This window comes from Arthrobacter sp. DMZ02-1R (assembly GCF_057747935.1).
In genome coordinates this window covers 4730580-4744527 of the sequence record NZ_CM173230.1, presented here as the reverse complement: position 1 = coordinate 4744527, position 13948 = coordinate 4730580, and the positions used below count along the sequence as shown (strand labels likewise).

The 13948-nt window shown below is 62.5% G+C and carries 12 protein-coding genes; 10 read left to right on the top strand and 2 right to left on the bottom strand.

Annotated features, from left to right (window positions below; all coding sequences use genetic code 11):
• Positions 1-58: 58 nt before the first annotated feature.
• A complete protein-coding gene (locus AC3ANQ_RS22525; protein WP_488303099.1) occupies positions 59-451 on the top strand; it encodes a DUF1304 domain-containing protein in 393 nt (130 codons plus the stop codon).
• A gap of 229 nt (positions 452-680) precedes the next feature.
• On the opposite strand, the gene AC3ANQ_RS22520 is transcribed toward AC3ANQ_RS22525, so the two are convergent.
• Positions 681-3545 carry an aminotransferase class I/II-fold pyridoxal phosphate-dependent enzyme gene (locus AC3ANQ_RS22520; protein ID WP_488303098.1) on the bottom strand — a complete coding sequence of 955 codons (2865 nt, stop codon included), beginning with the start codon at positions 3543-3545 and terminating at the stop codon, positions 681-683.
• A 322-nt stretch (positions 3546-3867) separates the two neighbouring features.
• Between AC3ANQ_RS22520 and AC3ANQ_RS22515 the strand changes: the two genes are divergently transcribed.
• From AC3ANQ_RS22515 to AC3ANQ_RS22485, 7 genes are all read left to right on the top strand, one after another.
• Positions 3868-5214, top strand: a complete 1347-nt coding sequence (locus tag AC3ANQ_RS22515; RefSeq protein ID WP_488303097.1) for an acyltransferase family protein — start codon at positions 3868-3870, stop codon at positions 5212-5214.
• Complete coding sequence (locus AC3ANQ_RS22510) at positions 5211-5567, top strand: GNAT family N-acetyltransferase (RefSeq protein ID WP_488303096.1); 357 nt, start codon at positions 5211-5213, stop codon at positions 5565-5567. Before AC3ANQ_RS22515 ends, AC3ANQ_RS22510 begins: the two co-directional genes overlap by 4 nt.
• Before the next feature lie 67 nt (positions 5568-5634).
• Positions 5635-7296: a sigma-70 family RNA polymerase sigma factor gene (locus AC3ANQ_RS22505; protein WP_488303095.1), complete on the top strand. Its 1662-nt coding sequence runs from the start codon at positions 5635-5637 to the stop codon at positions 7294-7296.
• A 193-nt stretch (positions 7297-7489) separates the two neighbouring features.
• Positions 7490-8023: a hypothetical protein gene (locus AC3ANQ_RS22500; protein ID WP_488303094.1), complete on the top strand. Its 534-nt coding sequence runs from the start codon at positions 7490-7492 to the stop codon at positions 8021-8023.
• Positions 8024-8167: 144 nt separating this feature from the next.
• Positions 8168-8704 (top strand): hypothetical protein, encoded by a 537-nt coding sequence (locus AC3ANQ_RS22495; RefSeq protein ID WP_488303093.1) that lies wholly within the window; start codon positions 8168-8170, stop codon positions 8702-8704.
• Positions 8705-8898: 194 nt separating this feature from the next.
• Positions 8899-9405, top strand: coding sequence for a hypothetical protein (locus tag AC3ANQ_RS22490; protein WP_488303092.1), 507 nt, complete (start codon positions 8899-8901; stop codon positions 9403-9405).
• 443 nt (positions 9406-9848) lie between these two features.
• Positions 9849-10625, top strand: a complete 777-nt coding sequence (locus AC3ANQ_RS22485; protein WP_488303091.1) for an SDR family NAD(P)-dependent oxidoreductase — start codon at positions 9849-9851, stop codon at positions 10623-10625.
• On the opposite strand, the gene AC3ANQ_RS22480 is transcribed toward AC3ANQ_RS22485, so the two are convergent.
• Positions 10591-11655: an FUSC family protein gene (locus AC3ANQ_RS22480; protein WP_488303090.1), complete on the bottom strand. Its 1065-nt coding sequence runs from the start codon at positions 11653-11655 to the stop codon at positions 10591-10593. The two genes, AC3ANQ_RS22485 and AC3ANQ_RS22480, sit on opposite strands and share 35 nt — an antisense overlap.
• Positions 11656-11818: 163 nt before the next feature.
• On the opposite strand from AC3ANQ_RS22480, the gene AC3ANQ_RS22475 reads away from it, so the two are divergent.
• Both AC3ANQ_RS22475 and AC3ANQ_RS22470 read left to right on the top strand, forming a co-directional pair.
• Complete coding sequence (locus tag AC3ANQ_RS22475; RefSeq protein WP_265980610.1) at positions 11819-12274, top strand: SRPBCC family protein; 456 nt, start codon at positions 11819-11821, stop codon at positions 12272-12274.
• A 250-nt stretch (positions 12275-12524) separates the two neighbouring features.
• On the top strand, positions 12525-13781 hold the full coding sequence (locus AC3ANQ_RS22470) for a glycosyltransferase 87 family protein (RefSeq protein ID WP_488303089.1): 1257 nt from the start codon (positions 12525-12527) through the stop codon (positions 13779-13781).
• Positions 13782-13948: the final 167 nt, after the last annotated feature.

The following is a 13948-nucleotide window of genomic DNA, read 5'->3' as shown; positions in this document are numbered from 1 at the left end:
GTGGGGGTGGCACGGCTCGCGGGGCGGCCGCGCAACATTGGGAGGCTAGGATCAGCACATGATCCTGGCCTCCCTGCTTTTTGCCCTCATTGCCGGTTTACTGCACGTCTACATCTTCAGCATGGAGTCCATCACCTGGACCCGTCCGGCCACGTGGAAGCGTTTCAGCGTCACATCCCAAGCCGACGCCGAAACCACCAAGCCCCTCGCCTACAACCAGGGTTTCTACAACCTTTTCCTCGCCATTGGCGCGCTCGCAGGGATCGTGGTGGTCGCGCTCGGTCACCCGCAGGTAGGTTGGACCCTCGTCTTCAGTTCGTGCGGCTCCATGCTGCTGGCGGCAATCGTGCTTGCCTTGAGCGGCAAAAAGTACCTCCGCGCCGCGGTTCTCCAGGGCACGACGCCGCTACTCGCCGTCGTGCTCGGCATTCTGGCCGTGGCGCTCGGCTAAGCGCAACCCTCGCTCACGTATGTGCCCTCCAGGCCCGTCGCTCGCTCACATATATGGGCTTTTGGGGTGACCCTAGCTCACATCTTGTGCGCGAGCGCTGACGGTATTTGCCCGAAAAGTGATGGAGCGTCGGTGGATTGGGGTCGAAATCTGCAGGAGCGTTTCATGAAGTACGACGGCGGTTGGCGGGCTAACGCCGACCGGTGCCCGGCCGTCGTCAACATTGCCGCTACGTGCCGTCTGGCAATGAGGGTTTGCCCGTCAACACCCTGAACCCCAGCTCCGCATTGAAGCCGTGGATCTCCCTCGTATCCAGAGCTGACATGAAGGCTAGGATCTCCTCAGTGATGACTTGCCCGGGGACCAAGACGGGGAAGCCCGGCGGGTAGGGGGTGACGAAGGACGCCGAAACCATTTCTTCGCCCGCGGCGACCTTGCATGCGAGTTCGGCCGCACTGAAGTATTCGCAGGACCCGGCTTTGTAGCTCTCGAAGTAGGCTGCGCGCATGTTGCCATCAGGAGTTTCTGCGTCTTTGCGGAATCGCTCGGCGAAGCGACTGAAGTCCGGCAGGGGTGGCGGCGTGCTGGTCAGCGCGGCAACGCGGGCATTGCGGGCCCGCTTGCCCAAGCCACTCAGCCCGGTTTGCTCGTCTTCGAAAGTTTCGGCCAGCTTGACCAGAACTTCGACGAGGTAGGCAACGGCACTCCGCGAGGTACCAATGTTGGTCATGAACAACACGCTGTTCCGTGACGTCTTGTTGACCTGGATCCCGTACTTGTCCATCAGGTAGTCGTGCTTGAAGGTATCTCCGTCCACGCCGGTGAGGCCGATGTGCAGGGTCAAACGGCTCGGATCGACGACGAACTCGTCCCGCTCCCAGGCCTCCGACATCGCGGCCAGTCCGTCCCGCAGGGGCATTTGCCGGCTGGTCTCGCGGTATTGCGCCGGAATGAGGTCCCTGGTGCCGAGCACGCGGAAGTACTTCTTCAGCAAGGGATGCCTGGCCACGGCCTGGGCGATGCTGACGGCGAGGTCGGCCTGCCGTTGCACCAGTTCGTAGCCTTCGAACTCGACTTGCCGCCGGCCCATGTCCAGCGATGCCAGGATTTGGTAGTTGGGCGAGGTGGAGGTGTGCGTCATGTACGCCTCCCGGAAGCTTTCCTCATTCAACTGTCCGAAATCCTGGTCATGGATGTGGATCATGGACCCCTGGCGGAGCGAAGTCAGGGTCTTGTGGGTCGACTGCGTTGAATAGACCCTCAGGCGGGCCTTGGACGGATCGGGCAGGAGCCGCGTCTTCAAGAGCAACTCATCACTTACTGAATCCAGGCCGTCAGCCGCGTCAGCCGCCCCAAGCTCGCCAGCCGCCCCAAGCTCGCGCAATTGCTGGGCGTGGCGCCGTGCGTAGGCCGGATCCGCGAACGACTTTTCGAGTGACCGCGCCGAGGCCATGGCAGTGCGACGGCGGTAGATGTGGTGGAAGCCCGCGAACGCGAACCACGCCTCGTCCCACAGGAATACCAAGTCCGGTTTGATGGCCAGGCACTCTTCCATGACCCGTTCGACGTCGTAGACGATGCCGTCGAAGGTGCAGTTGGTGAGGGCGAGCATCTTGACCTCGTGAAGCCTGCCAGCCCGGCGATAGTCCAAGAGCATCCGTTTGATGCTTTCCAAGGGCACTGCTCCATAGAACGAGAAATCGTTCAACGGGTACGCATCCAAATAGGAAACCTGTGCGCCAGCCAGCATGAGCGCATAATGGTGCGATTTGTGGCAGTTCCGGTCCACCAGGACTACGTCCCCGGGCGCAAGAATCGATTGGTGCACGATCTTGTTGGCTGTTGAGGTTCCGTTGGTGACAAACAGCGATTTTTGGGCACCGAATGCCCGGGCAGCCAGCTTCTGGGCCTGCTTGAGGGACCCGTGGGGATCCAACAACGAATCGAGCCCGCCGGACGTGGCGGAGGTTTCGGCCAGCAGCAGGTTGAGGCCATAGAACTCGCCGAGGTCGTTGATCCACTTGGAATGGATAACTGATCCTCCCCTGGACACCGGTAGCGCATGGAAGACGCCGGCGGGTTTGCGGCTGTATTGCTGGACCGCGTGGAAGAACGGCGCCTCATATCGTTCAGCGACGCCAGCCAGCAAGGACAGATGGAGTTCCAGCCCATCCTGGCGGCGGAATATCCGGCGGAATCGGCGGCTCAAGGAACCTGCGAGTCCCTCGATCCCCACTCCCGCTACCAAGTAAAGGTCGAGTTCGGGGCGGAGTTGACCTAGTTTCTCCGCCAGGCTCAGGATGCGGTCCAAGGGGCGCTCGGGGAGCGAACCGCCCAAGAACCCATCCAGGAAACCGCGCATGTCCCGGCCCAGGCGTTGCGTGCTATTGAGGACGAATCCGGGCCGCAGGACACACGCTTGAATGTCGGGGTTGAGGAGGACGGCCACGATGGCGTCCTCGAAACTCGGGACGAACACCAGCTCGTAGTTGAAGGCGTCGGCGGGGCGCCGCTGGTTGAGAAGTTCTGCTTGGAGGGCTTCACGGTCCACATCGGAGACGTCGTCGATGACCAGGACTTCGAACCGCTTCCGCGCATCGGCGGGTTCTTCAATCCTGTCCGCCTCGCGTTCAGTGTCCGTGGATGGTTCCGGGGCATGCTGGTTATGGCCCGCGACGCGCCGTGCGACCGGCTCTATGAGGCCCAGAGCCTCAGGGTATTTCCCGGCTTCCAAGCTTCGCCGCATCTCCATGACATATTGCGGCCCCGGAGACGCCCAATACATTTCGAGGGATTCCAGCAACGGCAGCAACCTTCGAACCTCCCGCGGCAGTTCCCGCGGCGTTCGACCACCCCCGGAACGCGATGTTGAGGCAGCCAGCTGCTTGACGGCGTAGCCAAGGAACTCCCAAGCATCTGCCCGTACCCGCCAGGCACTGCTGGGGACCTCGCCGCCGGCCTCTGAATCGTCGGAGGCATGTGGTTTTGCCGTCGGTTCAGGGCCGAGGCCGATCGCCGTGCCATGGGCAATGGAGGAGGCTGAAGCGAGGGGAAATGGGGCTGACTGCACTGTCGATAAATCGGCGCGTGCCACGATGACTCCTTTGTCATGGATTGATAGCACTCTCTACTAAACGCCGGGATTCGCCGCACCGCAGGGCAATTGTTGGGGTTGCCGTCTGGGTTTCCAGATGTAGGCGAACCGGACCCTCGCTCACTTTTGCGGCAAAAAGCCGCGACGCTCCTGCAGATCATCTGCAGGAGCGTCGCGGGATTTCGCGTCTTAGGTGAGCGAGCGTCGGAGGATTTCGCGTCAAAGGTGAGCGAGCGTGTGCGGTGCCGACTCCCCGTCCGCCCCTCTGGTTCCCGTGGTCGAGCGGGCGGACAATGGACTCAGCAGTTCGCAAGGGAGTGCAATGGGATTCTTGAGGCAGCAGAAGGTATCCGCAGGCCGGGCAGCGCTCGGCCGCTCACGGGATCCCGTGATCGATCTGGCCCGGTTCTTCTGCCTCATCCTGGTGGTCCTCTCGCATTGCATGATGGTCAGCCCGGTCCTGCATCCCGACGGCACCGTCACCACCGAAAATACGCTCATGGAACAGCATTGGTTCGAACCCGTCCTGTGGGTGTTACAAGTGATGCCGCTGTTCTTCGTCCTCGGCGGCATCACGGGACTGGAGTCATGGCGTCGGCTGCGTGCGCGCGGCGGCTCCGGCGTCGACTATGCGCAACTGCGGCTCTTGCGCCTCATCCGTCCGGCAACTGCGCTGCTGGCCTCGATGTTCGTGGGGTTGTGGGCAGCGCTCCTCCTGGGTGTTGACCCGCAGGTGGTCCAGCTCATCGGTACCGGCGCGGGTATGCCCCTGTGGTTCCTGGCCGCTTACCTTGCTACTCAACTCAGTGTTCCCTTGCTGGCCCGCCTGCACGGACATTCCCCCTGGCTGACCCTCAGCGCGTTGGTGGCCGCAGTGATCACCCTCGACTCATTGCGCGGGGCTTTTCCGATGCTCGCCTTCGTCAACATGCTCTTTGTCTGGTGCGCTGTCCAGCAATTCGGCTTCTTCATTGCCGACGGCATCTTCGCTGGACGCAGCCGGGGCTGGTTCGTGGGGTTGATTGTCGGCAGCAACCTGCTGCTGGGATTCGTGACCGGAATTGGGGTCTACTCCGGGAACATGATTGTGGACCTGAATCCGCCCAACTTCTGCATGCTCCTCCTTGGCCTGTCGCAGGCAGCTACACTGCAGTTGCTGCGCCCTGGCCTGAAATGGGTGGCGCAGGTGCGCTGGATTCGCTGGGTGGTGGCCGTGGCGGGCCGCCGGTCCATGACGGTTTATCTGTGGCATTTGCCACTGCTTGCAGCTTTGTCAGGGCTGCTTCTGCTCACGGATTTCCCCAAGCCGGCGGCCGGTACGGCTGAATGGTGGTGGGCCCGCCCTCTGGTGCTGCTCGCCGTCGTCGTACTTTTGTTGCCGGTCCTACTGCTGTGCGGCAGGCTCGAAGAGCGCCCGACGGCGGCCGTCCACGCGCGCGGCAGGGCGCACGCCGCGGTGGTGACTTCCGGCGTCGTGGTCTTCATCCCCGTGGTGGACGCCGTCGTTAACGGACTGACGCTGACCCTGCTCGGTGGGGGAGCGGCGTGCTTCGCGCTTGCGGTGCTGCTGCTGGGACGGGTGCCGGCCGGAGTCCTTTCTCCGGCGGTTCCTGATGCCCCCACGGTGCCATTGCCAGAGCACGGTTTACGTGCGAATCTCGACTCATGACTGAGTTCACGGATTCAACCGCAGAGTCGTTCAGCCCGGACGTCACAACGGTCAGGAACGACAAATTCCACCGCTACGAGCTTCTGGTTGACGGTGAAGTGGCCGTGATCTCCCAGTTCATGGACAAGCCCGGCCACATCGACTTCCTGCATACCGAGACGCGCTCGCAGTTCAAAGGACGCGGGCTGGCCAAGGTTCTGGCGCACTTTGCCTTGGACGACGTCGTGGCCTCGGGCAAGCGGATCATTCCGCATTGCCCGTTCATCGCCGGCTATCTGCGCAATCATGAGGGCTACGAGCTCGACGTCGATTGGCCGCCGGAACCGCCGGTGGGGGAACCGGACAACGAATAGTCGGGGGATAGCCGGGGACCAACGTAAGTTTCAAGTCACATGCGATCTGGTGTCACACTAGATTGCTATGGAGCAGGATTCTGACTTTGGGCCGAGTGGCTCGCGCCCGTCCTGGGATGCAGGGACCCACAGTGACCCCGAAATTGTGGCGATGGTGCGCGGGGGTGACACATCGGCGTTCGACGTCCTCTACCGGCGACATGGGGCAGCTGCCCAGTATGTTGCCCGCGCCCAAACGGACAATGCCAGTGACGCCGACGACGTCGTGTCCGAGGCATTCGCTTCGATTTTCCAAGCACTCACTGAGGGCAAGGGCCCGGCCCAGTTCTTCCGTTCTTATCTCCTGACTGCCGTGCGGCGAATTGCCCACGACCGGAACCGGAAGGCAAGGCGAACGCTGGCCGTGGGGGACGAATCCAGCTTGGACACGGTTGCTGTTGACGCCGACGGGGTCCTTGCGACCTTTGAGTCCAGCACCATGGTGAAGGCCTTCACCTCTCTTCCGGAGCGCTGGCAGGCGGTGCTCTGGCACGTAGACATCGAAGGACTGAAGCCCGCCGCGGCCGCGCCGTTCATCGGCTTGAGCCCGAACGGAGTCTCGTCGCTTGCGATCCGGGCGCGTGAGGGACTTCGGCAGGCCTATTTGCAGAATCATGTCAGCTCCTCGGATGACGACTCATGCTTCGAGTATTCAAGCCAGCTCGGAAAGTATGCCCGCGACGGCCTGAAACGTACTTCGCGCGAAAAGGTCGAGGCCCATTTGGAGACCTGTTCGAAGTGCACAGCCGTGCTGGTGGAACTCAACGACGTCCAGGCAGGCATGCGGGCAGCTGTCTTCCCGCTCGTGGCCGGGATTGTCTTCACGCCGGCGGCGGCCGCTGGTTACCTTCCCCTGGAGGCTCTCGATCCCGGATTCGGTGATCCGGCCGCAGCAGGACATCGGCCGGGGAGAGGCATCTGGAAGATGGCAGTCGCCGCGCTGGTCCTGTTTGGTGCCGCGATTGCAGCGGTCCTCATGTGGCTCGGACAGACCTCGCCTATCGTCGCCGCCGATGCTGCGAGCAGCGCGACGGCGGCCCCTCGGTCCGTGCCGGAAGTCGCGCCGACACTGTCGGCACCCTTACCCAGCCCGGTCCCGACGTCGGACCCGTCCGCCATAGCGGCACTCGAGCCTCCCGCGCCTGAGCTTGCGGCGCCTGCCCCCGTGCCTGTTGCTGCGCCAATCCCTCACAGGACCGCCCCCGCGGCAGTGCCCGTGACGCAGAAGACGGCCAAGGCGATCAACTCCGCAGCGGTTGTCACACCCCCCGTTCCGCGACCCTCCGCAACGGTCGTCGCAACTCCGGTTCCGCAACCTTCCACCACGGCGCCACCCCCGCAAACCGTCTCGGCTTCCTTCGGCAGTCAGCCAGGCACAGGGCAGCCCGAACGTCAGATCGACGTGGCCTTCTCGTTGCACGGCGATGGCACGCCGACCACGGGCGAAACGCTCTTCAGCCTTTCACCTGAGGCGGCATTCGTCCCCGGGAAACTCATGGCGCCGGCCGGTTGGACTTGCCCGGACCAGTCGTCTGGCTACATCCGCTGTATCACGTCATCCATCGACCCCCACAGCCTCGGCTTCACGCTGGACGCTATGATCTCCAGCGGAGCCGATCACGCCACGCTGAGCTATCAATTCAGCGGGCAGCGCATCGCCACGACGACATTCACCAACACTTTCAACTAGACACGCCGAAGGGCTGGAAGTCATGGGCCGGTGGGGAATGCCCTGTCACCACAACTGGTTTCTTCTCAGAAGACAGGTGGACAGCGTCTTCGAAGAACCGCTCCTGCCCAGAAATACGGACACGTTCTCGCTGCCGTGAACCGATAGCCTGAACGCAGCACCGGGTCAATGACGAGTTCGGAAGGTAACCACGATGACGCTTGGTGGGGTTGGAGCGGCGGTATCGCGTTATGCAGACATTGTGCGCGCGCCAGGCGCTGCGTTGCCCGTGGTCGGAACCATGCTGGCCACCTTACCCATCGGAATGCTGGGCCTGTCCGTCCTGCTCATGGTCCAGCAGTCCAGCGCTGGCTTCTCAGGTGCAGGGCTGGTCGTCGGGGCACTCGGTCTAGGGACGGGGCTCGGGATGGCATTCCAAGGCCGGCTGATCGACCTATTCGGGCAACCGAGAGTGCTCATTCCGGTGGCAACGATTCAGCTTGTTCTCCTCGTGCTTCTCGTCGTCGGGGTGGGTTCCGGCTGGCCCGTATGGGCCATTTGCGTGTTGGCGTTCAGTGCCGGGGCTGGCGAACCGCAGGTCGGGGCTAGTCTGCGATCGCTCTGGGCGACACTCGTTGGTCCAGAGCAGCGCCACGTGGCGACGGCTCTGTCTTCGATCTTGTTCGAAGCACCGATCATTGTCGCGCCTCTGCTGCTAGCGGCAGTCCTGGTGGTTGCCAACCCGTAGTTCGGCGTGCTTCTCGCCGGAGTGTGCTTCACAGCCGGGGCATATCTGCTTTCCGCCAGCAAGGCGTCACGGGCCTGGAAGCCCGTATTAAGGGAACGGAGTCGCCTTCTGGGTGCTCTCGGGTCGAAAGGGGTCAGGACCATCGTGCTGGTCGGCTTCGGCCAAGGTATTCTTACGGCCCTGACTCAGGTTCCGTCAGCCGCTTTCGCTGCGAAGGTCGGTGCTGCTGAGGGCGCACCGCTGCTCTACGGGGCGCTCTCGGTGGGGAGTCTGGTCGGCACGTTCGCGTACGGTTTGCGGCGCTGGGTCGGGCGCCAATGGGCAAGGCTGGCACTGCTCCTCGCGTCAGCAGCGGCCGCCCTGGCCCTCTGCGCTGTGATGCCTTCCCTCCCCCTGCTCGCAGTCTCGGTCTTCCTAGTCGGAACATCGATAGGGCCGGTTGCGGTCTGTTACTTCGGCCTACTGGAGGACCTCGCTCCGCGGGGCACTCTCACCGAGGCTTTTACAGCGGTTACCTCGGTTGCCCTGGGATCGTTCGCCGCATCGGCCGCGGTGGCCGGAATCATCATCGACCGGTTCGGCGTGCCTTGGGCCTTCGGAATCGGCTTTGCAGCAATGGCCCTGACCGCCCTGACCGTAGTCGCAAGACGCCGAACCTTGGAGGACGCCGACAGGACCTGAGGAGACCGCTTCCTTGGTTTCCGTGCCGGAGGTTCCGCACTGACTCCATTTGCTGTGGGGGAGGCGTCGGTAATGCTTACCGACGCCACCCAGTGAGGCCTTCCCTGGTGCACAATCAAGTCATGGGCGGATCAATGTTCGGGCCAGCGTCCCCTGATGCAGGTCGGGCCGCACGTCGTGCAATAGTTTTGGCCGTGTCGGAGGAGTTCGGCTTGTACGGGGCGCGTTCATCGTCTCCGGGAGTACGTCCGCTCTCCGTCTCCGCTCCGCGGCCGAACCGCCACGGTACCGTCGTCGTCACGAATTTCGACGTGACCGGTGACAGAGAACGGACCGGCGAGGCACCGGAGTGCCTGGTGACGTTGAAGCCGGCAGTATCGGGCCGGCAAGGGTCTGCCCGGTTGGCGGCGTTCCTGGCGGCAGAACTGTCTCCGTTCGGGCGCAGGCAACTCATGACGGAGGACGAAGCTCAGCTGGCCGCCGCCCTCGATCAGGCAAGCGCAGAACCGGCTCTGATCCGAATTGACGGCTCTGCCGTCCAGGGCTGGGCACTGCGGGCCGCCGGAGTGTCCGGGGTGGTTGCCATGTTCGGGGATCTTGTGGTGATGTGGCTGGGAGCAGGCGAAGCCAAGCCGCCGGCAGCGATTTTCACGGAAGATCTCGGTTCGCACCTTGGCGCATTGCATAAACCGATTTCTTAGGTCAACGTCGCCCCTAGTCCCCGGAGGGCTGGAAAGTCATGGGCCGGTGGGGAACTTGACCGTGATCCCGGCGGCGATAGCGAGCCAGAACGCGACCACAGCGAAACTGATGAGATTTCTGTAGCCGTCGGCTTCAAAGTACGAATAGATGGCCACTGCAATCAGCGTCAGCGTGCATCTCGAAGGATCCGGGTTCTAGGACATTTGGGGTCAATTGGGCCCCTCGAAAAATTAGTTTCACTTTTCGCGTCACGATTCGCGAACAACATCCACTTGTTTAAGTGGGTGGCCGTTTCTCCGCGCGTTATCGAAAGATTGAGTCCGTTTTGTGCGAGACGCGCGGGAATCATCAGCACCACCCCCGTGACCTCTTGCGACAAGGCCAACGGAAAGATGGCAGCAATACGCACATTCACCCCGCCCGACGGGACTAGTCTGGGCGCATGACAACTCGTGCCAACGAACTCACAGCCTTGGTCACCGGTGCTACCGCCGGGCTTGGGGCGGAATTCGCCCGCCAACTGGCCGAATCCGGCCACCACCTCGTCCTCGTGGCCCGCGACGAAGGCCGACTGCGGGCCACCGCGGAGGTGCTTGAACGGGACTTCAGCATCTCGGTGGAGGTTCTGCCCGCCGACCTGACCTCCGACGTCGGGGTTGCGGCGGTGGCGGACCGGTTGCGGGACGCGTCGCGGCCGGTGGACGTGCTGGTCAACAATGCCGGCATCGGCCTCCTGAAGTCCTTCGAGAAGAACGATCTGGAAGACGAAAAGCGGCATTTGCGCTTGCATGTCCAGACGCCTCTGGAGCTGTGCCACGCGGCCCTGGAAGTCATGCTGGCCCGCAGGACGGGACGGATCATCAACGTCGCCAGCGTTGCAGCCTTCGCGAACCGCGGCAGTTACTCGGCGGCCAAGGCCTGGCAGGTCAGCTTCAGCCGCTGGGCCAACCTTGCGTATGCAGGGAACGGCGTGAAAGTCACGGCGGTGTGCCCGGGCTTCACCCACACGGAATTCCACGATCGCATGGGCATGGACAAATCAGTAGCTCCGCGCTTTCTGTGGCTGAAGGCAGAGCGCGTTGTCCGGGAAGGGCTGGAAGACAATGAGCGGGGTAAGGGGGTATCCATCCCGACGAAGCGCTACAAGGTGATCACCGCGATCATGCGTTTCCTGCCGGCGAAGTTTACGTCAGGTCCGCCCCGCCGCCCCGCGAAGTAAGCCGAGGCGCCTGGACGAGCACCGCCACAGTTATCCCGATCACTGCGCCCACGAGAGTCTCCACTCCGCGTTCCAAGACCAGCACCCCAGGATCTGCCGGGGCCGCCAGTTGGGTCATGAGCAGGATGACCGGGGTGAAGAACACCATGGCCCAGCCGTAGTGCCGAGCCATGAACAACTCGGTGGGGAACTGGAAGCCGATCACCAGCAGGGCCAGGATAAGTGCGGTTTGTCCCGGGAAATACTGCAGCGGAGACAGCGGTCCGGGAAAGAGTACGACGGCGACGATCGCCAATCCGAGGAACGTCCCTACGATGCGGTGGATTCCGCGGTGTAGCCGGCTGGGAAAGTCGGCGCCGGCAAGCGGTACAGCGGCGGCAGCCATGGCCCAGTGCGGGTGGCCGCTGCCCGTGAGCACTCCGCAGGCGCCTGCCGCGCCGACGGCGAGCACGTAGCGGGCCGCGTGGACCCCGGCTGCCTGGCGCAGCTGCACGCTAAATGCCGGAATGTCCCGGATGGCGCCGCGTTCCCAGGTCCGGTGCCGGAGCCATCCGGCAAAGCCAACCACCATCGAGAACGCCGCCGAGGCTGCGCAGATCAGGACAGCAGCGAAGAAGGGGATGGCCGCGGGAACGGAAGCGCATGCCCCCAGCGCCAGGATGCCGAAGAAGGGGCCGTTGGGCTTGAGCCGTACTTTGTCCGAGAACAGCGAACCTACGCCTGCCAAGAGCGCCTCCACCGCTACCAGCACCCATGAATGGATTTGGGAGACGGACAAAAACGTGCCCACCGAGACGCCGGCCAAGAGGACCGCGGCGGCTTGCGCTTGGTGCTTGAGCCGCAATTGGTGTGACTCGGCGCGGCCGTACATGCCGGTCAGGGCGCCGAATACGGCGTAGATGATGAGGTCCGGTCGACCGAAAGCCAGGAGCACGAGTGCAGGCACGGCAACGCTCAGTGCGACCCGGACAGCAGCAAGGTGATCGTTGCTTACCGGTGGAACGGTATGAAGGGCGCGGGCATGGGCCATGATTGATCGCAACGGGACACCACCAATCATTTCAGCCGACCATCGGAAGCTATCAGCACCTCAAGATCCGCGCCATTAGCTGGGTCACAACGTTGCTGAGTGTTTCGAAGGAGGATCGCGGATCGGCGCTGAGGCAGGTTCGAAACAGTGGCAGGATCGAACCATGACTGTGTCGTTCACCTGCCACACCCACGTCCAACGCGAGCCCGGCGAGCTATTTGACCTCGCGCGGAACGTCGAAGCGCACGTCGGTTCCATGGCCAAGTCCCGGGAACGTGCCGTGGCCGGCGTGGTGTCCGGACTGCTGTCCGAAGGGGACGAGGTCACCTGGCAGGCTTGGCATTTCGCCGTACCCTTGCGGATGAGCAGCCGCATCACCCAGTTTCACTTCCCCGAATCCTTCACCGATGAGCAAGTGCGCGGTCCCTTCCGCTTCTTCCGGCACGTCCATGAGTTCATTCCCGACGACGGCGGGACGCTCATGATCGATCGCGTGGAGTTCGCGGCGCCCTTCGGCGTCGTGGGCCGGCTTGCGGAGAAAGCAGTTCTGGGTAGATATCTGCGGAACCTCATTGAACAGCGCAATCGATACCTCGCCAGCAACGCGGCCGCCGCATGATCAGGGCAGCCTGCGCGGCATCGTGGAGTGCGAGGGCTTGGTGGGCTTGAGCCGGTGGCCGAGGATCGCCATGCGACGGCGGGTTGGGTCGATTCTTACCCGCGAAGACAATCCTGTAAGCTCCCACAGGATCACGTAGCCGTTATTAGGGGCGCACCGTGGAGGACACCATTGCCTCACGTCCGTCGCTAGGTCACCGCAGACATAAAGAGAGTCACTTGTGAAGAAAGATGTGCCAAGTTTGATCGTAGTGCTTTCGCGGAAGTCTACTGTCCTGGTTGCGTTTGCGTTGGTTCATGGGCTTTTCCTACTGCTGCTCCTCCCGCGCATCGCTGGCGGAGAAACATATGGGGACGTGGGCCTTTACCGTGAGTGGGCCTTCCAAGGACTCAATGAAGGCATGTGGCAGGGCGTCAACGTTGCCTGGGTTTATCCAATCGGAGCAATGTTCCCAATGGTTGCGGCCGCTGCGTTTGGACACGAACACTACATGCTTGGGTGGTTTCTCCTCTGCAGCATGCTTAACTTTGGGGCGTTGATCGCGCTACTCAGGACCAGGGCAGCCCGGTATGGCTGGCAGTCGGCCTATCTCTGGATCTCATTGACCGCGATTCTTGGCCCCCTGGTTTTCTCACGTGTGGACGGCATCTCAGCCCCGATTGTTGTGATGGGCCTTGTTCTCGCCTCAACTCGTCCGGCTGTGGCTTCCGCCCTGCTCTCCGTGGCGACGTGGATCAAGGTATGGCCGGCCGGTGTGGTTCTTGCTTTGGTGGTGTCTAGCAAAGCGTGGGTCCGAATTCTCGTCGCTGGCGTCGCCGTATCTGCATTAATTGTGGCTGGCGTTGTGGTGGGCGGTGGAAAAGCCAACTTGTTTGGATTCATCCAGGCACAGGGGGACCGGGGAATGCAGCTCGAAGCACCACTCACTACGCCCGGCTTGTGGCAGGCAGTTCTCCACCTTGGAACCCATATTCACCCGAACTTTGCCATCTCCACGATGGAAATCCAAGGATCATTAGCCGACAAGGTGGGTGCCCTGATGAACCCGCTGCTCGGTTTGGTCGTGGTGCTCATAGTCCTTCTGATCCACATTGCGGCCCGCCGCGGCGCAGACAGGCAAGACCTGTTGGCGATTGGCGCACTTGCCTTGGTTTCGTCAATGATCGTCTTTAACAAGGTGGGCTCACCCCAGTTCATGATCTGGCTGGCGGCAGTGATCTGCGTAGGGGCGGCTTTCAACGGGCGGAGTTGGGGAGTGCCGGTGGTGTCCATCGTTGCTATTGGAATTATTACAACCGTCGTTTACCCCATCCTCTATATGCAGTTGCTCACGGCGCTAAATCCGGGCGTCGCCGCCCTTCTCACGCTGCGAAATTTGCTGGTAATCATGGTCCTGGGGTGGTCATTGCTGAAGCTATTGAGCCTAGTGAGGCCTGCGAAGCTTGCCGTTCCGGAGTCCACAGAGGATGCCCCCATCTTGGCTGCTCCTGGCGTGTCTCCAAAATAGCTTCCGTCGAAGGAACACCTGCGTCCGGCGCCAACGAATGCTTCGCGACGTTTGTCCTCGACCGATCAGGGCCTGCGAGTTCGCTATGATCGTTTGGGGGATGTGGAGTCTTTCGCGAGTTGGCATCGCCGATCGCGGACACTTCCCTGCGATCTGACGTTGACCCA

Coding starts and splice junctions, on each gene's coding strand:
- AC3ANQ_RS22525 (WP_488303099.1), top strand. CDS start 59: ATGATCCTGGCCTCCCTGCTTTTTGCCCTCATTGCCGGTTTACTGCAC.
- AC3ANQ_RS22515 (WP_488303097.1), top strand. CDS start 3,868: ATGGGATTCTTGAGGCAGCAGAAGGTATCCGCAGGCCGGGCAGCGCTC.
- AC3ANQ_RS22510 (WP_488303096.1), top strand. CDS start 5,211: ATGACTGAGTTCACGGATTCAACCGCAGAGTCGTTCAGCCCGGACGTC.
- AC3ANQ_RS22505 (WP_488303095.1), top strand. CDS start 5,635: ATGGAGCAGGATTCTGACTTTGGGCCGAGTGGCTCGCGCCCGTCCTGG.
- AC3ANQ_RS22500 (WP_488303094.1), top strand. CDS start 7,490: ATGACGCTTGGTGGGGTTGGAGCGGCGGTATCGCGTTATGCAGACATT.
- AC3ANQ_RS22485 (WP_488303091.1), top strand. CDS start 9,849: ATGACAACTCGTGCCAACGAACTCACAGCCTTGGTCACCGGTGCTACC.
- AC3ANQ_RS22480 (WP_488303090.1), bottom strand. CDS start 11,655: ATGGCCCATGCCCGCGCCCTTCATACCGTTCCACCGGTAAGCAACGAT.
- AC3ANQ_RS22475 (WP_265980610.1), top strand. CDS start 11,819: ATGACTGTGTCGTTCACCTGCCACACCCACGTCCAACGCGAGCCCGGC.